Genomic DNA, 24,630 nt, shown 5'->3' with positions numbered 1-24,630 from the left:
ATGTGAATGCATTAACGTACATATTGATTTCATTAGCCTTTTCCGCTTTTTTTTCCGGCATGGAGATCGCATTTATTTCTTCTAATAAGTTGCGGCATGAACTGGATAAAAAGAATAAGAATATGGCCGGTAAGATATTGGATATTTTTTACCGGAATCCAAACCAGTTTATATCAACGATGCTGGTGGGTAATAATATCGCACTGGTTGTCTATGGTTTACAGATGGCAATTGTTCTGGAACCGTTTATCGCCCGTTTCGTTGATAATGAGGCTCTGATTGTTCTTATTCAGTCTATTATCTCGACACTCCTGATATTGTTTACAGGCGAGTTTATCCCGAAGACGATTTTCAAATTGAATCCAAACTTTTCTTTGAATTTGTTTTCGGTTCCTTTGTTGATCATATACATTATATTATATCCTATCTCGAAGTTTTCGGCACTGATTTCTTATCTGATACTGAAATTGGTGGGTGTAAAGAATATTACTCAATCGAGCAGGCGTACTTTAGGTAAAGTGGATCTTGACTTCTTTATTCAGCAAAGTATCGAAGATGCTCCTCTGAACTCAGATATGGATACGGAAGTGAAAATATTTCAGAATGCGCTTGATTTTTCCAATGTCCGTTTGCGCGATTGTATTGTTCCCCGTACGGAGATTGTCGCCTGTGACAAGACTGTCAGTATGGAAGAACTTCGTTCTAAGTTTATTGAAACGGGGTTGTCAAAGATATTGATCTATAACGAAAATATAGATGATATTATCGGATATATCCATTCATCGGAATTATTTAAAAATCCGGAAGATTGGACACAGAGTATAAAGACTGTTTCCATTGTCCCGGAAACGATGGCAGCCAATAAGCTGATGAAGGTTCTGATGCAGGACAAAAAGAGTCTGGCTGTGGTTGTGGATGAATTTGGCGGTACAGCGGGGATTGTGACGCTGGAGGATCTGGTAGAGGAGATCTTTGGAGAGATAGAGGATGAGCATGATATGAAATCATACGTAGCCCGGAAAGTTTCGGACGATGAATACCTGATATCCGGTCGTATGGAGATAGATACTCTCAATGAAAAGTTCAACCTTGAGCTCCCGGAATCAGACGATTACGTAACGATTGCCGGATATATCCTGCATTTCTACCAAAAATTTCCTAAATTGAATGAATCAATCGTAATTGATAAATATACTTTTAAAATCATAAAAGTAACGGCAACGAAAATAGAACTTGTGCGAATGAAAGTAGGCAATTGATGAAAAAAAGTGGAATAAAAGATGTAACAAATTCTTTTTTTCGTATCTTCGTGCCCTTAAACTGTAAAATATAAACTTTAAAAATAAATAACGATAAATGGCTACGCTGGAAAAAATCAGAAGCAAAGCAGGACTGCTCGTACTCGTTGTGGGTTTGGCATTGTTCGCTTTTATCATTGGAGACTTTTTGAACTCCGGTTCTACTTATTTCAGACAAACTCAGGAGAGAGTTGCTAAGGTTGACGGGGAAGTAATTAAAATTCAGGATTATCAAGGACGTATTGATGAAATGACTGAGATGTACAAGATGCAATCCGGTCAGACCAATCTGCCCGAAGAATACATGAATCAGATCCGTCAGTCGGTATTCGATGCTATGGTACAGGAAATTGTACTTGACGAAGCAACTGATAAATTAGGTATGGCTGTAAGTCCGGAAGAATTGTTTGACATGGTTCAGGGTGAGAATATTTCACCGATGATTCAGCAGATGCAGATGTTTGTTAATCCGCAGACCGGACAATTCGACAAAACAGCTCTGTTGAATTTCCTGAAAACAATTGACGACGACAATATCGCAAGCTACCCTGCAGATCAGCAGGCTCAGTTGCTCCAGGCTCGCAATTTCTGGTTGTTCTGGGAAAAGAACATTAAACGTCAGCGTCTGGAACAAAAATATACAACATTGTTAAGTAAGGCTGTTTCAGCAAACGTGCTGGATGCAAAAGAAGCATTCAATGACGCAGCTGAAAACTCTGACATTGTTTATGCTATGCAGTCATATGCAAGCATTCCTGACTCAACAATCGAAGTAAGCAAGAGTGAAATCGAAAAGCTGTACAACCAGCGTAAGGAACTTTACAAACAAAAAGAAGGTAAAGTGATCAAGTATATCGCTGTTGACATTCGTCCCAGCCAGGAAGATTATGACAAAGCAAGTGCTGATATCGAATCTTTGAAAGAAGAATTCACTACTTCTGAAAAGGTGGCTGATATTGTAAATGAAAATTCAGAAGTTCCTTACATGGATGCTTTCTTTACAGAAAATGCCTTTGATCCGGAAATGAAACAATTCGCAACGACTTCGGAAGTTGGTTCTGTGTATGGCCCGGTATTCGATAACAACAAATACAGAATGTTCAAGTTGGTGGACAAGAAAGTTGCTCCGGACTCTGTTAAGGTAAGCCATATTATGTTGGCAAATGGAGACGAAGCCCGTACGACAGCTTTGGCTGACAGCTTGATGAATGTATTGAAGAACGGTGGAGACTTTGCTGCATTGGCAAAAGAATTCTCTGCTGACCAGGCTGCTGAAAATGGCGGTGAACTGGGATGGTTCACAGAAATTACTGCACTGAGAGGTGTAAATGAAGACTTTAAGAATGCTGTTTTCTCTACTCCGGTAAACGAAATTGCCAAAGTAAAATCTTTGTATGGAACTCACCTGGTGAAAGTAACAGAAAAAACAGCTAATGTAAATAAGTATAAAGTAGCGGATATTGACATGACAGTATCTCCGAGCTCTAAAACTTATAGCAATATCTATAACGAGTTGAACCAGTTCATTTCACAGAACAACGATTTAGCTAAGTTGGATGAAGCTGCTAAAGAAGCTGGATATAATCTGATTGCAGGTGTAAATGTTACTGCTGATAACCAGACGTTGGGTAGCATTAAAAATTCTCGTCCGGTAATCCGTTGGGCATTCCAGAATGATAAGGGTAAAATCTCTGAGATCTTTGAATGTGACGATAAGTTTGTAATTGCAGGCGTAGAAGGTACTATAAAAGAAGGTTACCGCTCGGTTGCCTCTTTAACTCCTGCTTTGAAAGCTGAAATCGCTGCTCAGAAGAAAGGTGAGAAGATCGCTGCTGATCTGAAGGCTAAAAATCTGACATCAGTTGAAGCTTATGCTGATGCAATGGGTTCAAAAGTTGATTCAGTGAAGTTTATCAACTTCGGAACACGTCGTATCTCCGGTATCGGTGTAGAACCGAAACTGAATGCAATGGTTTCTCTTGCTGAGGTTGGTCAGGTAAGTGCTCCGGTTGCCGGTAACAATGGCGTATATGTATTTAAAGTATACGATAGAAACAAGGATGCAAAAGAATACAATGAAGCAGAAGAAATTAAAACGTTGGATGCATCAAACGCATATCGCTTCGGATTCCAGGCTATCCAGTCACTGGTTAACAAAGCAGATGTAGAAGATAACCGTATACGTTTCTTCTAAACAAATAAAGCTCAAAAGGTATTACATAATCCTTTTTAAGGAAAGCTGCCGGACTTATTCAGAAAAGTCCGGCAGCTTTTTTTATCTTTGTGCCGGATTAATCGTTATATAACAATATACAATGCAAGAAAAGAGACAATTGTTAGGCATGACGCTGGACGAACTGAAGGAAGTGGCGGCACAGGTCGGTTTACCGGGATACGCTGCAAAACAGATGGCCGATTGGCTGTATAAGAAGAAAGTTACCTCTATTGCGGAAATGACTAATATTGCTGTTGCCAAACGTACTCTTTTGGAAGAGTCTTTTGAGGTAGGGGCACTCCCTCCGGTTGATTGTATGAAATCGGTCGATGGAACGATTAAATATTTATTTGCTACAGGGAACGGCAATTTTGTGGAAGCTGTTTATATCCCGACCGACGACAGGGCTACATTATGTGTGTCTTCGCAGGTCGGATGCAAGATGAACTGCCTGTTTTGTATGACGGGTAAACAAGGTTTTACTGCCAATCTTACGGCAAATCAAATATTGAACCAGATCCAGTCTGTTCCGGAATCAGAATCATTGACAAATCTGGTTTTTATGGGAATGGGGGAACCTTTGGATAATGTGGATGAGTTGTTTAAGGTGCTTGAAATCCTTACTTCTACCTATGGATATGGGTGGAGTCCCAAGCGGATAACAGTTTCCACTATCGGGGTGGCAAAAGGCTTGAAGCGTTTTCTGGAAGAAAGCGACTGCCATTTGGCAGTCAGTCTGCATTCTCCTTTTCATGAAGAACGTTTGTCTTTAATGCCTGTAGAAAAAGCTTATCCGGCGCAGGGCGTCATTGATCTCATCAGGCAATATGATTTCTCCCATCAACGTCGTGTTTCTTTTGAATATATAGTTTTTAAAAATTTAAATGATAGTCTGAAACATGCTAAAGCCCTGATTTGTTTATTAAATGATGTAGATTGCAGGGTTAACCTGATTCGTTTTCATGCTATCCCTAACGTCCCGTTGGAAAGTTCGGATTTGGCGAAGATGGAAGTCTTTCGTGATACATTGAACAATGCAGGGATTGTTTGTACAATCCGTGCTTCGAGAGGAGAGGATATATTTGCTGCCTGTGGAATGCTGTCGACAGCAAAAAAACAACAAAACGGATAGAAGACAAGTCATTTGATAGAAAAGAATTATATTTGTGTTATAAAAACGAATGGGTATGAAAAAGATTTCTTTACAGATTAGCTTACTCATGTTTCTGGTATTGCTGGGAGCATGTAGCTCAGGACCGGTTGGAAAACGCGCCACAGGCCTTGCTTATGAGGTTGTAGTTGTAATGAAAAAAGCTGATTGGGATGGCCCTTCGGGAAAGGCTATTAAACAAGAGCTGACATCTGATGTCCCTGGTCTTCCTCAATCTGAACCTGCATTGAAGATTACTTATGTAGATCCTTCACAATTCGACGGATTATTGACTTATGTCCGCAATATACTGATTGTAAATATTGATCCGTCTATTTACACGAAGGCTTCGGTAAGTTATGAGAACGACCGTTGGGCTAAAGGGCAGGTAGTTGTGACACTGAATGCTCCTTCTCCTGAAGCTATTATTGAATATTCACAGGCTCATCCGAAAGCGCTGGTTGATTTCTTTGTGAAAGTCGAAATGAACCGGGCGATTGGCCAGTTGGAGAAAGATTACAGTACTGTTGTCATGGATAACCTGAAAAATAATCATGACCTGATGCTGAATGCTCCGTCTAATATGACCTATTATCGTGATACGACAGATTTCTTCTGGGCGTCTAATAATGCTAATACTGGTCGTACGGATTTGATTGTATATACTTTTCCTTATACCGATCCGAATACCTTCACGGCAGAATATCTGGTAGCAAAGCGCGACTCGGTGTTGAAGGAAAATCTGCCGGGAGCTTTCCCTGAATCGTATATGACGACTGAGTCCCGTTTTGGGGTTGATTATACGCCGATTACTGTAAACGGGCAGTATTGCGGTGTACTGCGCGGTTTGTGGAAAATGGTCGGTGATATGATGGGTGGACCGTTTGTCAGCCATGTCCGTCTGGATGAAAAGAATAACCGGGTCGTTGTAGCCGAAGGCTTTGTTTTTGCTCCTGAAACAGATAAACGTAACTTTATCCGTCGTATCGAAGCTGCTTTATATACACTTCGCTTGCCGGGTGAATTTGATAAATCGGTGGAAGGGAAGCTGGACATACCGGAAAGTAAGAAATAAACAAACATAATACATGGAAGAACGATTGATTAAGGTGGGCATTACCCACGGAGATATAAATGGCATCGGATATGAGGTGATACTGAAAACATTCTCGGATGCCAGAGTTGCCGAACTTTGTACTCCGGTTATATACGGATCATCAAAAATAGCAGCTTATCACCGGAAAGCGTTGGAATTGCCTCCTGTGAATATGAACATCATTTCCCAGGCAGAAGATGCCGGTATAAACCGGGTGAATATCATCAACTGTGTGGACGATGAAACAAAAGTAGAATTATCGCAGTCGACATCGATAGCCGGAGAAGCTGCATTTTTAGCTTTGGAAGCTGCTGTTACAGACCTGAAACGGGGTGCTGTAGATGTATTGCTGACAGCACCGATCAATAAGCACAATATCCAGAATGACCAGTTCCATTTTCCGGGACATACCGAATACTTGGAAGAGCGTTTTGGCGGAGTGGGCCGGAAGGCATTGATGATTTTGATGAAGGATGGTCTGCGTGTTGCTTTGGTGACCGGACATATCCCATTGGCAGAAGTTCCTTCCAGAATAACCGTAGAGGATATCGTGTCGAAATTGCGCATATTCAATCAGTCGCTCAAACAGGACTTCGGGATTGTAAAACCACGTATTGCCGTGCTTTCATTGAATCCTCATGCAGGTGATGATGGCTTATTGGGAAAAGAAGAGGAAACGATCATTATTCCGGCCATGGAAGAGGCGGAAAAAAGAGGTGTCATGTCTTTTGGACCTTATGCGGCAGACGGATTTTTCGGCTCTCAGATGTACGATAAATTTGATGGCGTATTAGCGATGTACCATGATCAGGGTTTGGCGCCGTTTAAAACGCTGGCCATGGATGACGGGGTTAACTATACGGCCGGTCTGTCGATTGTCCGTACTTCGCCGGCTCACGGAACAGCTTACGATATAGCCGGACAGAATGTGGCTTCCGAAGAGTCGTTCCGCCAGGCGTTATATACTGCGCTGGATATTTATCGGAACAGGTTGAATTATCGGGAAGCTACTGCAAACCCTCTCCGCAAGCAATATTTTGATAAGGGAGGCGATAATGAAAAGCTGGATCTTACCAAAGATGACGATGCAGAGGTTTGTCCTCAGTAAATAATAAAAACAGATCCCCTGGAAATACACTTTTTCAGGGGATATTTGTTATAAAGACTAACAGTCCATATCTGTTGTATTTTATAATAATATGGTCTGTATTGCGCTTTTTGACTTCAAACTTTTTTTGATAGGAAAAGTTTGCGTAAGTTTGTGGTTCAAAATTGCAACATGAATTATGTTTAAAGATAAAACGATCGTATATACCTCCGGAACATTTGATATGTTTCATTATAATCATCTCCGGATGATCAATTATGCCCGTAGCCTGGCTGATATCCTGATTGTAGGAGTGAGCACGGACGAACTGGTTTCTTCTTATAAAGCGAATCCTATTATCCCGTTCAATGAACGCCTTCAAATTATTGAAGCGTTGAAAACTCCGGATATTGTAATACCGCAGCATACACTGGATCATACGGAGATCGTAAAGAAACTGAATATTGATGCTTTTGTTGTGGGGGATGACTGGTTTGGTAAATATGATTATTTAAAAGATTTAGGCGTACAGGTTTTTTATTTCCCTTATGGAACCGGTGTTTCTTCCTCTAATCTGAAGAAAACGATTCATGATTCTTACGAAGAAAATCTGAAATATCAACGACATGCTAAACCTGCCACTGTAAAGGGAAAAGGGGAGGAATAAAGATTACTCATGGAAAAGTGTGCTTTAATTACCGGTGGTACAAAGGGTATAGGTAAAGCGGTGGCTCTCTGTTTTGGGAAAGCCGGGTATAACCTTGTGCTTACTTATGCTTCCGATCCCGGGATGGCCGAACAAACCCGCGAAGGTTTGCAACAGCAATTCGGAATCAATGTGTCTGTGCTACAGGCTGATATTACAAAAAAAGAGTCCATTGATAAAATAGATGCTTATTTGCAGGAGAAGAATTTGCTTTTAGATGCACTGATCTTTAATGCGGGATTGACTTGCCGCGATTCGTTCGAGGACTTGTCACTTACTGATTGGGAACGTGTATTCTTTGCTAATGTTCATTTTCCGGTGTTCTTATTGCAACGTATTGTCGGACGGATAAATAAAGGTGGTAGTGTGGTCTTTACCGGTTCCCTGATGGGGATCCAGCCTCATTCGGTATCTCTGGCTTACGGAGTGACTAAGAGTGCTGTACATGCCTTAGTGAAGAATATGGTTAAATTCCTGGTTCCTTATGAATTGCGTGTGAACGCAGTTGCTCCCGGGTTTGTCGACACCGAATGGCAGAAGACTAAACCGGCAGAAATACGGCGGAATATAGAAAATAAAGTTTCTTTAGGCCGTTTCTGTGATCCGGAAGAGTTGGCCGAAGTGTATAAGATGTTAATAGAAAATAGTTATTTTAATGGCGAAGTGGTCGTTGTAGACGGCGGATATTCGTATAAATAATAGATCATGAGTAATTTGGATAAAGAATACGAAGCATCACTAAAATCAATAGAAACAGAAAATGTTGTCGACCGGGCGTTTTACCGTCCGATAGGTTTTCGTATCGCTCGTATGTTGCGCGGCACGGGGATTACCCCGAATATGGTAACGGTTATTTCTATATTTGTGGGAGCTGCTGTCGGCTTCATGTTTTATCATGATAATCTGGTTTATAATATTTGTGGTATTTTATTGTTGGTCTTTGCCAATATACTGGATTGCGTAGACGGACAGCTGGCTCGTCTGACAGGTATCAAGTCCGCTATCGGACGTATATTGGACGGATTTGCCGGTGATATCTGGTTTGCCTCTATCTATGTAGGTTTTGCCCTTCGTCTGTCTCATGAGTATGGTACTTATTGGTTTTTTGCTTTGGCCGTTGTGTCCGGTTTATCCCATCTGGTGCAGGCTAATATAACCGATTATTATAAAACATTGCATCTCTATTTTATCAGTAAGGACAAAGGAGCTGAGTTCCAGTCGCTGGAACAGGTCATTGCCCGTCATAAGGAGATGAAGCTGGGTATCAATAAAACTTTTTATTTCCTTTATAGGGGATACACATTACTTCAGGTGAAAGCCACTCCAGCCTTGCAGCGTATGTTGCAGAGCCTCCATGCCAAATATGGAGATGATATTCCGGAAAATGTGCGTATTGCTTTTCGTAAACAAAGTCGTGAGTTAATGCGTTATATTGATCTCTTGACATTTAACGGACGTACAATCGTTATGTTTATAGTTGTATTGATCGGAGAAGTATGGGTTTATTTCCTGTATGAAATAATCGTATTGAATATCGTGCTGCTATTGTCGATGCGCAAGCACGAAAAAATGTGCGCATCGTTTATAGAATAAGTAAAAAGTATGAAAAAGAGCGTAGTAGACATTAATGATTTGCAGGAAGCTGCCCCGTTCTTCAAAAGCCGTATAGGCACCTTCCTTGGCAAATTATTGATTAAGTGGTTGAGTGTTGACAAAGTAAACAAAGTACATGCCAATAACTGCCATCTGCGCGGTTCAGCGTTTACTACAGCATTACTGAGTGATCCACTGATCGATATCAAGTATAATCTGCATCATGCGGAAATACTGGATAACCTGCCCGAAGGGGCATTTATAACCATATCCAATCATCCGATCGGTTCGATCGACGGTATTATACTGATCGACATTATGGCTGCTCGTCGTCCGGACTTTAAAGTGATGGTGAACGAGATTCTGGTAAAGATCGGTGCCATGAAGGATAATTTTGTTTCGGTGTTGCCCGATTCAACCGGTAATGGTCCGAATCCGGCCAACATAAACGGGGTGCGTTATTCTTTGCAGCGACTGAAAGAAGGGCATCCGATGGGATTCTTTCCGGCAGGGGCGATCTCCTTTTATAATAAGGATGATAAAGAGATCCATGACTTGCCCTGGACCCATAGTGTGATCCGTCTGATTCGGAAGGCGAATGTGCCGGTATACCCTGTTTACTTTGATTTCCTTAATTCCCGTTTCTTTTACTGGTTGGGAAGTATCAGTTGGAAAATACGTACCTTGCGTATTCCAGCCGAAGCCTTCAACAAACGCGGTAAAACAGTCGATGTGTATGTGGGGAAACCTATCTCTCCGGAAGAAATGAAGGATTTTACGGATGATACGGCATTGGCTGAATTCTTATTTAATCGTACCTATGGTGCAAAAAAATAAGAAACCGCTGATAGATTCTACTCCTGATAGCTGGAATTTGAATTAAGATTTGTAATTTTGGCAGACAAACTGAAATAATTACAGATATTCAATAGAAGATATGATGATTAAGGTTGATGTCCAGCAAATAAAACAGCGTTTTGGAATAATAGGAAACAGCCCTGGCCTGAACAGGGCAATCGATGTCGCTCTGCAGGTGGCTCCGACAGATTTGTCTGTGCTTATTACCGGGGAGAGTGGTGTCGGTAAAGAAACTTTTCCACAGATTATACATCAGAACAGTCCGCGTAAACACGGACAGTATATAGCCGTAAACTGTGGTGCCATTCCGGAAGGAACGATTGACTCAGAGTTGTTCGGACATGAAAAAGGTTCCTTTACCGGAGCTTTGGCCGACCGTAAAGGATATTTTGAAGTAGCCGATGGCGGAACTATTTTTCTGGATGAAGTAGGGGAACTGCCTATTCCGACACAAGCCCGTCTGCTGCGTGTGCTTGAGACCGGTGAGTTTATAAAAGTCGGTTCTTCAAAGGTGCTGAAAACGAACGTGAGGATTGTTGCTGCAACCAACGTTAATCTGATACAGGCGGTAGCCGACGGAAAATTCCGTGAAGATCTGTATTATCGTTTGAATACCGTACCTATCCAGATCCCTCCGTTGCGTGAACGTCCGGATGACATCATTTTGTTGTTTCGTAAATTTGCCGGAGACTGTGCGGAGAAATATCGTATGCCGCCGGTTCGCTTGGATGATGAAGCACGCCAGCTGCTGACCTCCTACCGTTGGCCGGGCAACGTCCGTGAGTTGAAGAATATAACGGAACGTATCTCGGTTATCGAAGAGAACCGTGATATTACAGCAGACGTTCTGCGTTTGTATCTTCCTGATCTGAATGTGGAAAAATATCCGGTGCTGGTCAAAAAGCAGGATAACGACCAGAAGTTTTTCAATAGTGAACGCGAGATACTTTACCAGGTTCTTTTCGATATGAAGAAAGATGTCAATGATCTGAAAAAGCTGGTTCATGATATAATGGGAGGTAAGATGCCTATGCCGGTTGCCGATGAGACACCCTATGCCCATCCGATTCGTCCGGTACATTCTGCTCCGATTCAGGAAGCGGAAGCCGTAGAGGAAGAAGAAACACTTTCTTTGGAAGAAGTGGAGAAAGAAATGATCCGTAAAGCATTGGAGAAACATAACGGACGGAGGAAAAATGCGGCGGCTGATCTGAAAATATCAGAACGTACTCTTTATAGAAAGATTAAAGAATATAATTTGGAATAATATGTTGAGAAAGAATATAATCTGGTTTTGTTTACTGATAGGAGTCATGGTGACGGCCTGTTCCATTTCCTACAAGTTCAACGGAGCTTCGATTGACTATACAAAGGTAAAAACAATATCTATCAAGGATTTTCCTAATCAGGCACCTTTGGTTTATCCTCCGCTATCACAGGAGTTTACCGAAGCATTGAAGGATATTTATATCCGTCAGACACGCCTTCAGATGGTCAACAATAATGGTGACCTGGAGCTGGAAGGTGAGATTACCGGATATGAACTGACACCAATGGCCGTAAAGGAAGATGCCTGGTCTTCGCAGACAAAGCTGACGATTACTGTGCGTGTACGTTATTCCAATCGTACGAATCCGGATGAAGATTTCGAACAGAGTTTCTCTGCATATCGTGAGTTTGATGCTACCCGGATGTTGCAGGACGTACAGGCCGAACTCTGTACGGAGATCATTGACGAGTTGACGGATCAGATTTATAATGCAACCGTAGCCAATTGGTAATATATGAAAGCTGCAGACTTATATCTACTGATGGAAGACCCCTCTTTGCTGACGAAGGAAACACTTTCCCCGTTACAGCAGGTAGTGGCTGAATATCCGTATTTCCATATAGCCCGGATGCTTTATCTGAAGAATCTGGCTGTATTGAATGATATACGCTTTGCCGCAGAACTGAAAAGAATGGCAGTTTACATACCGGACAGAAGAAAACTATTCGCACTGATCGAGGGAGAACGTTACGGGATGCCGTTTGCGGCATCAGCGGAAGAAAATGAACCGGCAACAGACTCTTTCTCCCTGATCGATGCTTTTTTGGCTGATCGTGAAAGTGAGGGAGAACAACAGGCGGCTGATCCTACCATATTGTTTCAGCCTTCCGTTTCATCTGATTATATATATTGGTCGTTGTCAAAGGATGATATATCGGCGGAAGAGGAGCCGGAAGCTAAGCTTCAGCATCATGACCTGATCGATTCTTTCATTAAAAATGACGAACAGCGGGCACCGGGCAGCGGATTAGTCTTATCCTTGCAACCGGATGAGCCAGTTTCCCAGGGACCATTGAAAGAAGGGGAGAACGAACAACCCCGATCGTTGGACGATGATTCTTATTTTACCGAGACATTGGCTCATATTTATGTTAAACAGAAACGGTATGAGAAGGCATTGCAAATTATTAAAAACTTATATTTGAATTATCCAGAAAAAAATGCTTACTTTGCAGACCAAATTAGATTTTTGGAAAAATTGATTATTAACACTAAAAAATAAAACTAAAATGTACGTATTTATTTCTATTCTAATCCTGATCGCTTCAATACTTCTGATCTTGATAGTATTGATCCAGAACTCAAAGGGGGGAGGTCTGGCTTCGGGATTCTCTTCATCTAACCAAATTATGGGTGTACGTAAAACCACAGACTTTTTGGAAAAAGCAACATGGGGCCTGGCTGGTTTTGTTATTGTTTGTAGTATCGTTATTACAGCATTTATCCCAAGAGCAACAACTACTACACAATCTGAAATCAAAAAACAGGTAAACGAAGCTGTAACAATCGACCCGAATACGGTAGCTCCTAACTTTGGAACTGCTCAGCCGTCAGCAAATGCTCCGGTTGAAGAAGAAACGCCGGCAGAAGCTCCTGCTCAGGCTGAATAAGATTTAGATTTTATTGCATATACTAAAGGCATTCCATTTCGGGATGCCTTTTTTTATATTAGGCTTCATATTAAATTTAGAAAGATTTGAGCTATCTGCTAATTATAGGATGAGCTAGTTGGCGACGGTGTCTTCAGGCTGTAGGTCTGTAACAAACTAGCCCAGGGTTCTAACCCTGGGTCCCCTTGAATCCTTCTCTTTCTGAGGCACCCTGTAGGGGTGCGACAAGGTAGAAAGGGTTGATATTTATCTTGTTCCGCCCTTACAGGGCGGAAAGGTAGGAGCGAGTTTTATAATCCCAGGGTTGGAACCCTGGGCTGGTTTGTTAAAGCCTTACAGGCTTATATTGACACCGTAAAGGTGGTTCGCGAACCGCCCCTACCAACGACGCAACATTCACATCTGATAATTATTGAAACACTTACCTCTGTCAAGAAAGGAATCATATAAGGAAACTCTCTACAATGATTCCTTTTCGTCTAGAATGAAAAGAAAGGATAGTACTAATGTTTTTTTATTTAGAGGTAGGTGTAAATCGATTTAGACCTACCTCTAAATGAAAATAGACCTACCTCTAAATTTATTTACACCTACCTCTGACAAAAGAATCGTTGGATATATGTCCGAATGGCTTTTAGGCAATACTGATAAAGGATAGTTATATAGATATAGGGTGGTGCAGGTAGGGGTGAACGGTTTGTGGATGTTTATATCCGGATAGATATATTTTATGAGGAATGACAGTTGATTTTTGTATCTTTGTTGAGACAGATTAAACTGTTTTATATTAAACAATACAAATATGGAGATGATAAATTTTGACGGGCTACTGATTGGTATCGTTACTTTTCTGATAATCGGGTTGTTTCATCCGATAGTTGTTAAGGCTGAATATTATTGGGGGACTAAATGCTGGTGGATATTCCTTCTTCTGGGGATTGCCGGAACGGTTGCTTCTTTGCTGATAGAGAGTGTTTTTGTCTCCGCTATCTGCGGTGTGTTTGCCTTTTCTTCGTTCTGGACAATCAAGGAAGTATTCGAGCAGGAAGAACGCGTATTGAAAGGATGGTTCCCTAAAAATCCAAAAAGACAATATCCGGAAAAATAATTGTATCTTTGTAGCCGTAAAAGAATACAGCTATGAAGAAGAAAAAGAAAGTCTCTCCGCTGGACGAGTACATCAAGGCAAACCGCAAGGGAAGCCGAGAAGCGGAAATAGAGAATCACGGACGTCCGGTCAGTCATAATCGGGTGCATGTATCGAAAAAGGTTTACAACCGTAAAAGAGATAAGGCAGATGCCCAGGGGCGTCTGCCTTATTTGTGTCGTCAGGTAGCCTGATTTACTCTTATTCTTCTTTCAGATATAATCCTTCGCGTGATAGCTGATGGTCGAGGTTGGCTACTCCCAGACCGACAATAGCCATGACCGTTGCAGCATGTTGTTGATATTCAGGAATGCTCTTGGTGTATAAGTCACGCTCCGTATGCCATATCTCATCGTAGCTGAAGTTATAGCCTTTGATGTCTTTCTCCATAAAACCGATGGTCGGTACGCCATCCAGTGCAAAGACGGAAGCATCCGTACCGCCCATGGTGGTCGGCTGTTTACGCGGTTCGGCTACTTTGACTTCGAACGGATATTCGGTATTAATCTTCTTTACCGGTTCGCATATCTTCACAAAATCATCATACATGGCTTGCGGTACACTAATACCCACCGGAGGAGTAGGGCCGCCGTCACGGTTGAACAGATTCGATATTTTATCCATCTTCTTTGGATTCCCCTTAACCCAGGCCTGTGCACCGAGCAGACCGAATTCTTCACCTGCAAAAGCACAGAAAAGCATCGTGCGTTTAGGCTTTGCTCCCGAAGTGGCAATCAGACGGGCGGCTTCCATAACAGGGGTAACGCCTGAACCATCATCGACCCCGCCGGTTCCTACATCAAAAGAATCGAGGTGGCCACTCAGCATAACATATTCCCCCGGATGTTTACTTCCCTTTATGGAACCGATTACATTATAATATTTGACCGGTCCCAGGCGGAAATGGTTACGTATATCGAACTCCAGCATAAAGGAACGGCGTTCTTTTACCATCTGTTTGATGATGGCGTATTGATGTTCATCCAGTTTGATATCGGGTACGGTCGGTAGTTTTTCGATGGTCATATCCTTATCGAATACGACATTCTTATCATAAAGTGCACGCAGTGGGACAGAAGCCGACTGGATAAAACCTAAGACACCGGCTTCGCACATTTCCTTGTAAAAGAGAGCCGGTTTTTCTTCATTTAAAGGCAGTAAGGGGGTATTCTTTTTATTTACCCAGTTATCCCTCATTATCTCACGGTTTTTTTGAGCGATTGTGTTGTTTTCTGCAATAACACCTGCACGGTCATAGTCTGCTGTTGCCGACCAATCGATTGGCCAGCCTGTGTTTTTGCCGTTTACCAGTATCCAGGCGCCTTTCAACTGTCCTTTCATCCGGTCGAACTCATCTTGTGTCAGGGGCTCTAGCAGCACGTGTCCCCGTTGAAGTCCTTTCGTACCGGAGGTATAGGAAGGGGTGACGAAATGCAACTCCATCCCGTTTTCACCAAGCAGCTTGCCGAACCACGGGCCCCGGTTGAATCCGACGGGTAAAGTTCCGGCTTCCTGTAACTCCACTTCCAGCCCCCATTCTTTGAACTTGGAGGCTACCCATTCGGTGGCGTTGTCATAGGCATCCGAACCGATAGGGCGTCCGCCGAAACGGTTGGTCAGTATGTCCAGATGGTTCATGACCTGATTGTCGGAACGTCCGGTTTCAATGATTTTATTTACGGCGGCCTCCTGTGCCGGAAGGGAAGTTATGGTCATACAGGCCATGGTTGCGAAGAGAAGTATAGTCCTTTTCATATCAGTGTTTGTTTAAGTCTTGCAAATTAATGGATAAAAATAACGTATACCAAATGAAAAGCAGGAAATAATAACAGAATCGTTACCTTTTTGTAAAAGTAGTGCCGATTGAGTAACAAAGGTTCTCTGAATCCTAATAAAGGTTGTTCTTTCAGTCTCTTACTGCTTTGTCTGATTGCATCGGTAATCTTCTTTGCAGTACGTAATCCGCATAGCGTTTTATAAAAGTGGAATATTTCTGTGATTTGTTCTTTTGCGATGGGGTCCCATCTTAACTTTTTCATCTGAGTGAATCCAGATAGTTGTCCATATCATCCTCTTCGATAAATTTACCGGAACGGTAATTTTCTTCAGATTCAGCAACAACCGCTCTGAACTCATCGGAAGTAGGTGCCCAGGGATAGGGCTTACTTTTAGATGCAGCCTTTTTTAGAGATAATGCTTTAGCGTATTTCTCCAATTCAGTGAACTCCTCTTCATCCATCGAAAGGACGAACTCGGTAAAGTGTTGTTTCCGTAAATTTAATTCCATTGTTGTCATAATATCTCTTCTTTGGTTTTCTTATTTGACAAAGATAAGATATTAGTTCTGAATTATATTTACATTTGTGGGCAAAACAGAGATAAGCGTATGATATTTTACTTTTCAGGTACCGGAAACTCCCGTTGGGTGGCGAATGCTTTGAGTATCGCGTTGGGAGAACCTGTCGTTTCGATAGCGGAGGAGTTAAAAACCAATAAAAAGGAAATTGTCTGCCCGCTCAGGGAAGATGAGAAAGTGCTGTTTGTCTATCCCGTACATTCGTGGGGACCGGCTGTCCCTGTTACCCGTTTTATCTCGAAGCTGAAGCTGACCGGCTACGATAAGCAACCCGTATATTCCGTATCCACCTGTGGCGACGAATGCGGTTATACCGCTGACAGGATGCAGAAAGCCTTGTCTAAACGGGGGATTAGGCTTACTGCCGGTTACTCGGTCATTATGCCGAATAACTATATCCTCCTGCCTGGTTTTGACGTAGACAGCAAGGAAGTCGAAAGACAGAAACTGGAAGATGCGCCCGCTGCCGTCGCTGCTATCGCTGCTGCTATCCGCGAAAGTAAAAACGTTAATTTATACAATAAAGGAAGCCTGCCGGGACTCAAAAGCTACTGGATATATCCTCTTTTTGCTAATTTTGCCATAGGGAAGAACTCCTTTCGGGTAACGGATGCCTGCATCTCATGCGGTTTGTGTGAGAAAGTTTGTCCGACCGGGACCATAACGCTGTCCGAAGGAAAGCCTGTCTGGTCGGATACCTGCGTGCAATGTGTTGCCTGTATCCACCGTTGTCCGGTACGTGCCATAGAATATGGCAAGATTACCCTGAAGAAAGGAAGGTATCATCATCCCGATGTTAAATAAGTTGCGCCTGTCAACTATAAAAACAAGTAAAGCAAAATGAAACAACTAGTAATGATGGTTATGGCTGTGTTCCTGTTGGCAAGTTGCCAGGAAACGCCTAAAGGTTATGTGATAAACGGAGTCGTGGAGAATATGCCTGACGGTAAGATTTACCTGAAAACGTTCCGTAATAAAATGTTCTTCGATGTGGATACCGCCGAGATTAAGGATGGTAAATTTACATTCAAGGGAGAAGTGAGCCAGCCCCTGCTGTATGGCCTGGCTACCGAGGATATGAATTATCCGGTACAACTCTTTGTTGAGAATACGAATATGGACGTAACGCTCGGAAATGACGGCGAGACGATTATCGTTCAGAACTCTCCGGTCAATACGATTTTCCAGGAAAACCAGAGTAAGGTCTTTGAGAAAGGTTTCAATATAGATAGCCTGATAAGCAAGTACCCGGATTCGCCGGCTGCGGCTTTCTACCTGTATCGTTATTTCACCTATCAGCTTCCGTTGGACCAGTTGAAGGCGACCCGTGCCAAGATAGCTTCGGCACTGGCTGACTGTCCTTATGTAAAAGACCTGGATGGCATCATCGGCCAGTTGGAGAATGTGCAGATTGGCAAGACGGCTCCCGAATTTTCTTTGCCGGATACAGCCGGTGTGGCTGTCTCTCTGTCCGACTTCCGCGGTAAATATGTATTACTTGATTTCTGGGCTTCCTGGTGTCCTCCCTGCCGTCGTGAGAATCCGAATGTAGTGAAGGCTTTCCAGGATTACAAGGATAAGAACTTTACGATTATCGGTATCTCCCTGGATAACAACAAAGACAAATGGTTGAAGGCCATCGCCGATGACAACCTGACCTGGACACACGTCTCCGATTTGAAATATTGGGATTCAGAGATACCTGCCTTGTATGGTGTCCGCGGCATTCCGGCAAACGTATTGCTCGATCCTGACGGTGTAATCATCGCCAAGAATATCACTGGCGAAGATTTGCCTAATACATTAAAAGAAGTAATCAAATAAGCATGAAGCGCAATCTGCTTATCTCTTTTTTCAGTCTTCTCTGCCGTACAAGAACTTTTTCCAGGATAAGTTCGGTCCGGGGCATATCGTCAGCGACACAACAGCCGCCGGTAATTATCTTCGCCGCGAAATGGCTTCCTATACGGAAACGGAAGGGGAGATTGCAGAGCCGACAGTTACTCTCCGCATTACCGTATCATCAGTAAAGAAATTTTTGAACAAGAATTACAACCTTTAATACAATTGTCATCCAACTAGTTACAACAAACTATAAACCCTTCTTGTTTTATTATTGAAGAAGAATATTGAAGAAGAAGGAGATGAGAATTGCAATCAGCGGTAATTCAGGTTTTATAGGACAGCATCTGACAGAGTTTCTATCTGTTGGCGGAGATGTCGTTGTCCCTTTGAAACATGCGATGTTCCGTTCGAGGTCGGACGAAAAGCTGAAACAGGCATTGACCGGATGTGATGTTGTAATCAATCTGGCCGGAGCTACGATAAACCAGCGTTGGACAAGGAAAGCCAAACGTAAAATAATGAACAGCCGTATTTATACTACCAGGCGGTTGGTATCTATCATCAATGAGATGGAGGTGAAGCCGGAGGTATTTATCTCCGCATCAGCTGTCGGCATTTATCCGGATAACGGTATTTATTCGGAAAGCAGTACGTCTGTGGGAACGGGTTTCCTGTCTGAGGTCTGTATCCGTTGGGAAGATGAGGCGCAGAAGTTGTCGAGAGACATCCGGTTGGTGGTAGCCCGTTTTGGAGTTGTATTGTCAAAGGATGGAGGGGCATTACCTAAGATGTTGCTTCCATTCCGCTTTTTTGTCGGAGGAAAGATTGCTTCCGGCAAACAGGGATTCTCCTGGATACATATGGAAGATGTGCTGCATGCCATGCAGTTTATTATCGAACATAAGGATTTGTCGGGAGTTGTCAACCTGGTTGCTCCCCAACCACTGACGAACCGGGCTTTTACAAAGGTGGTTGCCGAAGTGATGCATCGCCCGGCTTGGTTACCCCTTCCCCGGAGAGTATTCAGGTATCTTTATGGAGAAGGAGAAGAATTAATCACCAAAGGACAACAGGCTTATCCGGCCCGGTTACTTTCAGCAGGGTATGTATTCCGTTATTCGGATATACGGCTGGCGTTACTTAGTTTCATGATGTAGTAGGCACGGAAAGATTACTTCTTTCATCTATTATAAAGAAGTAAAGGATAAACAATTACATACCTCCTTAACTTCTATCTCTAAAGTCCTGACTCAGTAAAATTATCCTGTACACCCTGGTGAATTACGGTGTACACCTTAGTCTGACAACCTGTACACCGTAATCGGCTATCCTGTACAGGGTAGTAATACTTACTAACGACTTATGCATTAGTTAGCAGTGACTTTAGTGATAATAAGTAGTAACTTTTGAGATAATATTCAGTGACAATTTCTCTAAGCTGATACAAATATAATACATAATGTTTTACAAAAACATCTGCCATCTGTTACTATCTCGGATATATTATTAATTACCAATAAATTAAGGGTTGCAGATGCAGTGTGTTTATCTGCCACTGTATCTGCCATCTGTCACCTGCATATATAGTAAACGCTTCAGAATAATATTAATTAAAGAGTGGTAGATGACAGATGTGGTTGCAGATAAAATCAGGTATCTGTCACCATCTATATGGCATATATACAGTGTGTTATATGGATTGGTTGCAGATGGTAGATAAATATACAAAACTTTGTGTAGTATCTTTCTATTCTGTTTATTTACCTGTTCGCGGAATTAATTTGTTTCAGTTATTATCAGATATGAGTGTTTGTTTATAGCAACTGGTTGTAACTGGCTCCCCTCTTGAGAGGGGGAAGGGGGTGTGTCATATTCCCGCCCATACAATCACCATAATCAGAGTCACTTGACTATTACAGGTTCATTTGCCGTCTGCTTCAGCTGACGGTTTACAAGTTGTTTCTCTCTTTTGGCTTCAGCCACATTTCTCTTAGATAGAAAACTGTAAGAAATGGGACTAAAGTCCAATGAGATAGATCCTTTACTAATCCGTCAGCTGAAGCAGACGGCAAATAAACCTGTAACAAGGCTTGTTTTATTGACTGGCTTTAACACACCCCCTGCCCCCTCTCGAGAGGGGAGCCAGTTACAACCAGTCACAAAACCGATAGCTCAATTATTTCTAAATTAGTTATACCGAATTCACATAATATAAAAAAGGGGGCCCTGAATACACAGAGTCCCCTTTCTATCTTATGATTGCTTTATTTATTTGTAGCTATAGCCCGCTTTCTTTTGTGCGCTGCTGGCATTTTCTGCCGGGATTAAAGTGAAGCCCCACTTGTATTCCTTGTCAGCAGGTAATGTATATTCAGGTTCAGGACGTGAATACCAACTGTCGTAACCGGCCAGTCCCTGTTGTTTCAGGTCAACACATACTTCAACGAAGTTACGCGGGGTAATATCATTGATGTGTGTCTGGCGAGGTTTATCGTACGGACCGATGTTCGGACGGTTGTTGATTTCTTCCTGTGTGAAGTTGTTCCACTGGTACGGACGGTTGGTTGTCTTACCGGCATCGAAATCTTCTACTGAGTTACGCATGGCGTTGAATTCCATATCATCGTCAGCAACGATTAACAGGTTCTTGCCTTTGCCGCCTAATGTGAGCCAGCGAGTATCGCAGTGGTGGCCGTTTTCCTGCGGACGAACATAGGGGAAGTATTGCTCTTCTGCCGTGCTCTTGTATTGCCCGATCATGTAACCGGCTTTACGGTCCCAATAATTCTCTACTGGTCCGCGACCGAAGTATTCCAACTGGTCCATAGTCACCGGCAGACGGAAACGTACGCCGATACGGGGAACAACCATTTTGTCACGGTCGCTGACTTTGTCACGTCCGGGTGAAAACGTAGCAGTGGCAGTCGCTTCGGAGATTCCAATCTTTACGCCATCCAGATGAGCCGGGGTGAAGTGGGTAGCCACATTCATTACACCGTCGGGATAAATCTTATAAGTGATAAGGAATTCGTTACCGGCCGGTAATTTATATTCCACATTTACGATGGCATTTCCGTCGACGATTTCGGCAGCAGCCTTAGTCACGTTGAAGTTACGACTTGACAGTTCCCATATTTCTAAACGTTTCGGGTTACCGCTTCCGTAGTCATTGTCGTTAGGAGCACGCCAGAAGTTCGGCTGGATACCGAAGCCTTCGTTGAAATATTCCGTGCCGCCCACCTTATAGGAACTAACAACACCTGACTTCTTGTCGAACACGAAGTTCACTTTGGAAGAAGTTACTTTTACATTGTCACCTTCTTCTGATACGGCCAGTTTAGGACCACCTGCCTTATAAGCAACTTTATCGGCTTCTATCGGTAAGCGGAACTGGTCTTGAGCTATTTCATAACCGGCAGGAATTACACCTTCCTGTTTGTTAGAAGTAACAACGAAATTAACCAGATAGTCGACGCCGGCCTGTGGTTTCAGACCTGCTACGGGAACAGTGATTTCCTGTGAAGCCTGCGGAACCAGGTCAAGTGAAACTTTATCACTCTTGATTACCTTGTTGTTTGCTTTTACAGTATATGTAATCGTATAATCCTTCAGGTTGGTGAAGTAGAAGCGGTTCGTGATTTTAAACACGCCGTTAGCTACATCCACGGCATCGAAACCAACGTTCTGATGTGTAAATTTCACCTCTTTCATGGCTGGATGCGGAGTGCGGTCCGGATTTACGATACCGTTGCAAAGGAAATTACCGTCGCTAGGCATATTAACACCGAAGTCGCCACCGTATGCATAATAGTCTTTGCCGTTTTCATCCTTAACAAGAAGTCCCTGGTCTACCCAGTCCCAAATCCAACCACCCTGGAGGTTCGGATATTTGTAGATAGCTTTCCACTGTCCCCAAAGGTTACCGGTCGAGTTACCCATGGCATGGGCATATTCGGAAGGAGCTATCGGACGGTCGCTACCTTCTTTTCCGATTTCTTCCAGCCATCCAGCACTTGGATACTGCGGTACATACATGTCGGTATTCCATTCCCAAAGAGCACGTTCGTAGTTGACCGGACGGTTCATTGATCCTTTTTCCTTATTCTTTACATACAGGTAAGTCTGGTAGAAGTTATATCCGTTACCGGCTTCGTTACCCAAAGACCAGATAGTTACCGACGGATAGTTCTTGTTACGTTCGTACATATTCATCGTACGGTCCATGTGCGGCAGCAACCATTCCGGATTGTTACCCAACGAACCGCCTTTGCTCAGGCTATAATACATACCGTGCGATTCCACGTTGGCTTCATCATAGACATATAATCCGTATTCGTCGCAGAGTTCATAGAACCGACGGTCCTGCGGATAGTGGCACAAACGTACAGAGTTGATGTTGTTTTTCTTCATCAGTTCGAAGTCTTTACGCATCAGTTCTTCTGTCATATAGTGGCCAGTCTGTGGGTTATGTTCGTGGATATTCACCCCTTTGAACTTAATCGGCTGTCCGTTGAACAATAGCACGGTGTAGGGTTTCCCGTTGCCGGCAATCTGGTCGATCGGTTTGATTTCGATGCGGCGGAAACCAACGTTCGAAGGAATGACTTCCGTTACTTTACCGTCTTCCTTTACCGTCATCAACAGTTTGTAAAGATTCGGATGTTCAGCACTCCAGGTGGCGACATCGTTCAGCTCTTTTTCAAAAGAAGCTGTCTTGATACTGTTGGCTCCGACCCATAACTTGTTGTCGGCAGTTGCAACAGTCTGTCCTTTTGCATCCAGCAGTTCGTAAGATACAGTGATGTCTTTTGCTGCTTTCGTATGGTTTTTGATGTCTACGGCCAGGTTGAAGATACCGTTTTTATAAGTATCGTCCAAGGTAGAGATTACGCGGAAATCGTTTACTGCAATCTTGGGTTGTGACCACAGGAATACATCACGTTCGATACCGCTGATGCGCCAGAAGTCCTGGCATTCCAGATATGAACCGGTGCTCCATCTGAATATCTTCAGGGTAAGAACATTCTTTCCCGGTTGCAGATAGTCGTTAATCAGGAACTCTGCCGGATTTTTAGAATCTTCGCTGTATCCGACCTCCTTGCCGTTCACATAAACGTATAGGCCTGATTTGGCACCTGCAATGTGCAGATACACATCACGTCCGTCCCAGTTTGCCGGGATTTCGAAATCACGACGGTAAACGCCTACCGGAGTTGCTTCCGGCAATAACGGAGGCTGCGGGTTACGGGGTTTGAACTCGTAGCCATGGTTTGTATAGATGGCTGTACCATGTCCCTGAAGCTCCCAGTTGCCCGGCACGGTAATATCATCCCAGGAAGAAGTGCTTGTGGAAGGATCTGTGATATTTGCCGGAAGATCTTTGTAGGAGTTTACAAAATAGAATTTCCAGGTTCCGTTCAGTAATGAATAGTAGGGACTCTTTTCAAAACGTGAAGTAAGGGCTGTCGAACGGTCGCCGTACGTCATAAACGAGCTGCGCGGCAGTTCTTTGTTTACGGCAACGACCTGAACGTCCTGCCAGTAAGGCTTCGTGTCCTGGGATGCAGTCGCATTATCAGCCAATGCAGTACCCAAAAGGAAGCAACCGAATGCTCCGGTGAGCATTGCTTTCTTAACCAAGTGTTTCATTTGTATTTATTTAGGTTGGTAGTATCTGATAAAAAAATAGAGGTGTTACAACAGTCAGTTTTGTCATGGCGGACTTGACCCGGGATGACAGGATAGTGACTTTTGATACACCTCCATTCAAATGTTATTTCTTATTTAGCTGCGTAAAAAGAATAACCTTCTGCAACCTGGCGGAATGCTAATACACCTGCCTGGTTTAATTCAACATTCATTTCCTTACCATCCGGCAGGTACATGACAACTTCGTCGTTGTCTTTGAACTTTAACAGTTTTGTAGCTTCACCGTCAGCTTCTACGCTCCAGCTTTTATCGCTTTCGTTGAATACAAGGTCAATTGCCTTTTCTTCACCTTCTTTTTGGATATGGTATCCGTCTTTCTTGGTTTCAACCGTGTAAACACCGTCTTTTCCGTTGATTGTTTTTACTGTTCCGGCATCGGCAACAGGATTATCTCCGCTCCAGAATTCGATAGAGTTCAGGACCAGTATGTCTGCAAGTGCAGAAATTTCATATACGGGGACGATCCAGAATGCAATGAATACTAATTCGTTAACGAACTTACTGTCAATATTTTTATTCCAGTCAAGAAGTTTGTTAGTTAAGCCGAATGATCCGATGCAAGATGAAAATAGAACACTGCTGGCTAAAGTAGTTGCCACTAATAACGTTAAACCTTTTTTCCTCATGAAT

General features: G+C 43.0%; 23 protein-coding genes. 18 read left to right on the top strand and 5 right to left on the bottom strand.

The genetic code is table 11. The annotated features are described in order from the left end of the window. The first annotated feature begins 2 nt into the window (after positions 1-2). The 15 genes from NBH15_RS09080 (at position 3) to NBH15_RS09010 (ending at position 14,284) form a co-directional block, all read left to right on the top strand. Complete coding sequence (locus tag NBH15_RS09080) at positions 3-1,259, top strand: hemolysin family protein (RefSeq protein WP_173015292.1); 1,257 nt, start codon at positions 3-5, stop codon at positions 1,257-1,259. A gap of 97 nt (positions 1,260-1,356) precedes the next feature. After that, positions 1,357-3,492, top strand: coding sequence for a peptidylprolyl isomerase (locus NBH15_RS09075; RefSeq protein WP_128134207.1), 2,136 nt, complete (start codon positions 1,357-1,359; stop codon positions 3,490-3,492). Between the two features lie 121 nt (positions 3,493-3,613). Then, positions 3,614-4,645, top strand: a complete 1,032-nt coding sequence (gene rlmN / locus NBH15_RS09070; RefSeq protein ID WP_250822510.1) for a dual-specificity RNA methyltransferase RlmN — start codon at positions 3,614-3,616, stop codon at positions 4,643-4,645. Positions 4,646-4,700: 55 nt separating this feature from the next. After that, complete coding sequence (locus tag NBH15_RS09065; protein ID WP_250822509.1) at positions 4,701-5,738, top strand: DUF4837 family protein; 1,038 nt, start codon at positions 4,701-4,703, stop codon at positions 5,736-5,738. 13 nt (positions 5,739-5,751) lie between these two features. Then, positions 5,752-6,867: a 4-hydroxythreonine-4-phosphate dehydrogenase PdxA gene (gene pdxA, locus NBH15_RS09060; RefSeq protein WP_007658914.1), complete on the top strand. Its 1,116-nt coding sequence runs from the start codon at positions 5,752-5,754 to the stop codon at positions 6,865-6,867. A 178-nt stretch (positions 6,868-7,045) separates the two neighbouring features. Beyond that, positions 7,046-7,513 carry an FAD synthase family protein gene (locus NBH15_RS09055; protein ID WP_007658908.1) on the top strand — a complete coding sequence of 156 codons (468 nt, stop codon included), beginning with the start codon at positions 7,046-7,048 and terminating at the stop codon, positions 7,511-7,513. Between the two features lie 9 nt (positions 7,514-7,522). Next, on the top strand, positions 7,523-8,251 hold the full coding sequence (locus tag NBH15_RS09050) for an SDR family NAD(P)-dependent oxidoreductase (protein ID WP_250822508.1): 729 nt from the start codon (positions 7,523-7,525) through the stop codon (positions 8,249-8,251). Between the two features lie 6 nt (positions 8,252-8,257). Further along, positions 8,258-9,145, top strand: coding sequence for a CDP-alcohol phosphatidyltransferase family protein (locus NBH15_RS09045; RefSeq protein ID WP_128134209.1), 888 nt, complete (start codon positions 8,258-8,260; stop codon positions 9,143-9,145). A 9-nt stretch (positions 9,146-9,154) separates the two neighbouring features. Beyond that, complete coding sequence (locus tag NBH15_RS09040) at positions 9,155-9,982, top strand: lysophospholipid acyltransferase family protein (RefSeq protein WP_128134210.1); 828 nt, start codon at positions 9,155-9,157, stop codon at positions 9,980-9,982. 103 nt (positions 9,983-10,085) lie between these two features. Continuing rightward, on the top strand, positions 10,086-11,270 hold the full coding sequence (locus tag NBH15_RS09035; RefSeq protein ID WP_007658895.1) for a sigma-54 interaction domain-containing protein: 1,185 nt from the start codon (positions 10,086-10,088) through the stop codon (positions 11,268-11,270). A 1-nt stretch (position 11,271) separates the two neighbouring features. Continuing rightward, positions 11,272-11,784 (top strand): LptE family protein, encoded by a 513-nt coding sequence (locus NBH15_RS09030; RefSeq protein ID WP_007658893.1) that lies wholly within the window; start codon positions 11,272-11,274, stop codon positions 11,782-11,784. A 3-nt stretch (positions 11,785-11,787) separates the two neighbouring features. Continuing rightward, positions 11,788-12,555 carry a DUF8458 domain-containing protein gene (locus NBH15_RS09025; RefSeq protein ID WP_128134211.1) on the top strand — a complete coding sequence of 256 codons (768 nt, stop codon included), beginning with the start codon at positions 11,788-11,790 and terminating at the stop codon, positions 12,553-12,555. Positions 12,556-12,562: 7 nt separating this feature from the next. Then, on the top strand, positions 12,563-12,943 hold the full coding sequence (secG, locus tag NBH15_RS09020) for a preprotein translocase subunit SecG (RefSeq protein WP_128134212.1): 381 nt from the start codon (positions 12,563-12,565) through the stop codon (positions 12,941-12,943). A gap of 802 nt (positions 12,944-13,745) precedes the next feature. Continuing rightward, a complete protein-coding gene (locus tag NBH15_RS09015) occupies positions 13,746-14,051 on the top strand; it encodes a DUF4491 family protein (RefSeq protein WP_010802445.1) in 306 nt (101 codons plus the stop codon). Positions 14,052-14,083: 32 nt separating this feature from the next. Next, the gene (locus tag NBH15_RS09010; RefSeq protein WP_186961195.1) at positions 14,084-14,284 is read left to right on the top strand and encodes a hypothetical protein; all 201 of its coding nucleotides are present in this window, start codon (positions 14,084-14,086) and stop codon (positions 14,282-14,284) included. 7 nt (positions 14,285-14,291) lie between these two features. Here the strand turns inward: NBH15_RS09010 and NBH15_RS09005 are convergent, their stop codons facing one another. Genes NBH15_RS09005 through NBH15_RS09000 form a run of 3 tightly spaced genes read right to left on the bottom strand, consistent with a single transcriptional unit; the run spans position 14,292 to position 16,386 of the window. Beyond that, positions 14,292-15,845 carry a M28 family metallopeptidase gene (locus NBH15_RS09005; RefSeq protein WP_128134213.1) on the bottom strand — a complete coding sequence of 518 codons (1,554 nt, stop codon included), beginning with the start codon at positions 15,843-15,845 and terminating at the stop codon, positions 14,292-14,294. A gap of 26 nt (positions 15,846-15,871) precedes the next feature. Beyond that, positions 15,872-16,129 (bottom strand): type II toxin-antitoxin system RelE/ParE family toxin, encoded by a 258-nt coding sequence (locus tag NBH15_RS29360; protein WP_128134214.1) that lies wholly within the window; start codon positions 16,127-16,129, stop codon positions 15,872-15,874. Then, the gene (locus NBH15_RS09000) at positions 16,126-16,386 is read right to left on the bottom strand and encodes a hypothetical protein (RefSeq protein ID WP_250822507.1); all 261 of its coding nucleotides are present in this window, start codon (positions 16,384-16,386) and stop codon (positions 16,126-16,128) included. Before NBH15_RS09000 ends, NBH15_RS29360 begins: the two co-directional genes overlap by 4 nt. A gap of 90 nt (positions 16,387-16,476) precedes the next feature. On the opposite strand from NBH15_RS09000, the gene NBH15_RS08995 reads away from it, so the two are divergent. The 3 genes from NBH15_RS08995 (at position 16,477) to NBH15_RS08985 (ending at position 19,448) form a co-directional block, all read left to right on the top strand. After that, entirely contained in the window at positions 16,477-17,250 is a 774-nt protein-coding gene (locus NBH15_RS08995) for an EFR1 family ferrodoxin (protein WP_250822506.1), read from the top strand. Between the two features lie 36 nt (positions 17,251-17,286). Continuing rightward, positions 17,287-18,270, top strand: a complete 984-nt coding sequence (locus NBH15_RS08990) for a TlpA disulfide reductase family protein (RefSeq protein WP_250822505.1) — start codon at positions 17,287-17,289, stop codon at positions 18,268-18,270. 320 nt (positions 18,271-18,590) lie between these two features. Next, positions 18,591-19,448 (top strand): TIGR01777 family oxidoreductase, encoded by an 858-nt coding sequence (locus NBH15_RS08985; protein ID WP_250822504.1) that lies wholly within the window; start codon positions 18,591-18,593, stop codon positions 19,446-19,448. 1,111 nt (positions 19,449-20,559) lie between these two features. On the opposite strand, the gene NBH15_RS08980 is transcribed toward NBH15_RS08985, so the two are convergent. Continuing rightward, positions 20,560-23,940: a glycoside hydrolase family 2 TIM barrel-domain containing protein gene (locus tag NBH15_RS08980; RefSeq protein ID WP_250822503.1), complete on the bottom strand. Its 3,381-nt coding sequence runs from the start codon at positions 23,938-23,940 to the stop codon at positions 20,560-20,562. A gap of 131 nt (positions 23,941-24,071) precedes the next feature. Then, positions 24,072-24,626 carry a DUF3332 domain-containing protein gene (locus tag NBH15_RS08975; protein ID WP_128135654.1) on the bottom strand — a complete coding sequence of 185 codons (555 nt, stop codon included), beginning with the start codon at positions 24,624-24,626 and terminating at the stop codon, positions 24,072-24,074. Positions 24,627-24,630 lie beyond the last annotated feature (4 nt).

It is taken from the genome of Parabacteroides caeci (assembly GCF_023656795.1).
Classification (GTDB): Bacteria; Bacteroidota; Bacteroidia; order Bacteroidales; family Tannerellaceae; genus Parabacteroides; species Parabacteroides segnis.
The sequence above is the reverse complement of the archived record's forward strand: the minus strand, read 5'-3'. Positions and strand labels throughout refer to the sequence as shown.

Coding starts and splice junctions, on each gene's coding strand:
- NBH15_RS09075 (WP_128134207.1), top strand. CDS start 1,357: ATGGCTACGCTGGAAAAAATCAGAAGCAAAGCAGGACTGCTCGTACTC.
- rlmN (WP_250822510.1), top strand. CDS start 3,614: ATGCAAGAAAAGAGACAATTGTTAGGCATGACGCTGGACGAACTGAAG.
- NBH15_RS09065 (WP_250822509.1), top strand. CDS start 4,701: ATGAAAAAGATTTCTTTACAGATTAGCTTACTCATGTTTCTGGTATTG.
- pdxA (WP_007658914.1), top strand. CDS start 5,752: ATGGAAGAACGATTGATTAAGGTGGGCATTACCCACGGAGATATAAAT.
- NBH15_RS09055 (WP_007658908.1), top strand. CDS start 7,046: ATGTTTAAAGATAAAACGATCGTATATACCTCCGGAACATTTGATATG.
- NBH15_RS09050 (WP_250822508.1), top strand. CDS start 7,523: ATGGAAAAGTGTGCTTTAATTACCGGTGGTACAAAGGGTATAGGTAAA.
- NBH15_RS09045 (WP_128134209.1), top strand. CDS start 8,258: ATGAGTAATTTGGATAAAGAATACGAAGCATCACTAAAATCAATAGAA.
- NBH15_RS09040 (WP_128134210.1), top strand. CDS start 9,155: ATGAAAAAGAGCGTAGTAGACATTAATGATTTGCAGGAAGCTGCCCCG.
- NBH15_RS09035 (WP_007658895.1), top strand. CDS start 10,086: ATGATTAAGGTTGATGTCCAGCAAATAAAACAGCGTTTTGGAATAATA.
- NBH15_RS09030 (WP_007658893.1), top strand. CDS start 11,272: ATGTTGAGAAAGAATATAATCTGGTTTTGTTTACTGATAGGAGTCATG.
- NBH15_RS09025 (WP_128134211.1), top strand. CDS start 11,788: ATGAAAGCTGCAGACTTATATCTACTGATGGAAGACCCCTCTTTGCTG.
- secG (WP_128134212.1), top strand. CDS start 12,563: ATGTACGTATTTATTTCTATTCTAATCCTGATCGCTTCAATACTTCTG.
- NBH15_RS09015 (WP_010802445.1), top strand. CDS start 13,746: ATGGAGATGATAAATTTTGACGGGCTACTGATTGGTATCGTTACTTTT.
- NBH15_RS09010 (WP_186961195.1), top strand. CDS start 14,084: ATGAAGAAGAAAAAGAAAGTCTCTCCGCTGGACGAGTACATCAAGGCA.
- NBH15_RS09005 (WP_128134213.1), bottom strand. CDS start 15,845: ATGAAAAGGACTATACTTCTCTTCGCAACCATGGCCTGTATGACCATA.
- NBH15_RS29360 (WP_128134214.1), bottom strand. CDS start 16,129: ATGAAAAAGTTAAGATGGGACCCCATCGCAAAAGAACAAATCACAGAA.
- NBH15_RS09000 (WP_250822507.1), bottom strand. CDS start 16,386: ATGACAACAATGGAATTAAATTTACGGAAACAACACTTTACCGAGTTC.
- NBH15_RS08995 (WP_250822506.1), top strand. CDS start 16,477: ATGATATTTTACTTTTCAGGTACCGGAAACTCCCGTTGGGTGGCGAAT.
- NBH15_RS08990 (WP_250822505.1), top strand. CDS start 17,287: ATGAAACAACTAGTAATGATGGTTATGGCTGTGTTCCTGTTGGCAAGT.
- NBH15_RS08985 (WP_250822504.1), top strand. CDS start 18,591: ATGAGAATTGCAATCAGCGGTAATTCAGGTTTTATAGGACAGCATCTG.
- NBH15_RS08980 (WP_250822503.1), bottom strand. CDS start 23,940: ATGAAACACTTGGTTAAGAAAGCAATGCTCACCGGAGCATTCGGTTGC.
- NBH15_RS08975 (WP_128135654.1), bottom strand. CDS start 24,626: ATGAGGAAAAAAGGTTTAACGTTATTAGTGGCAACTACTTTAGCCAGC.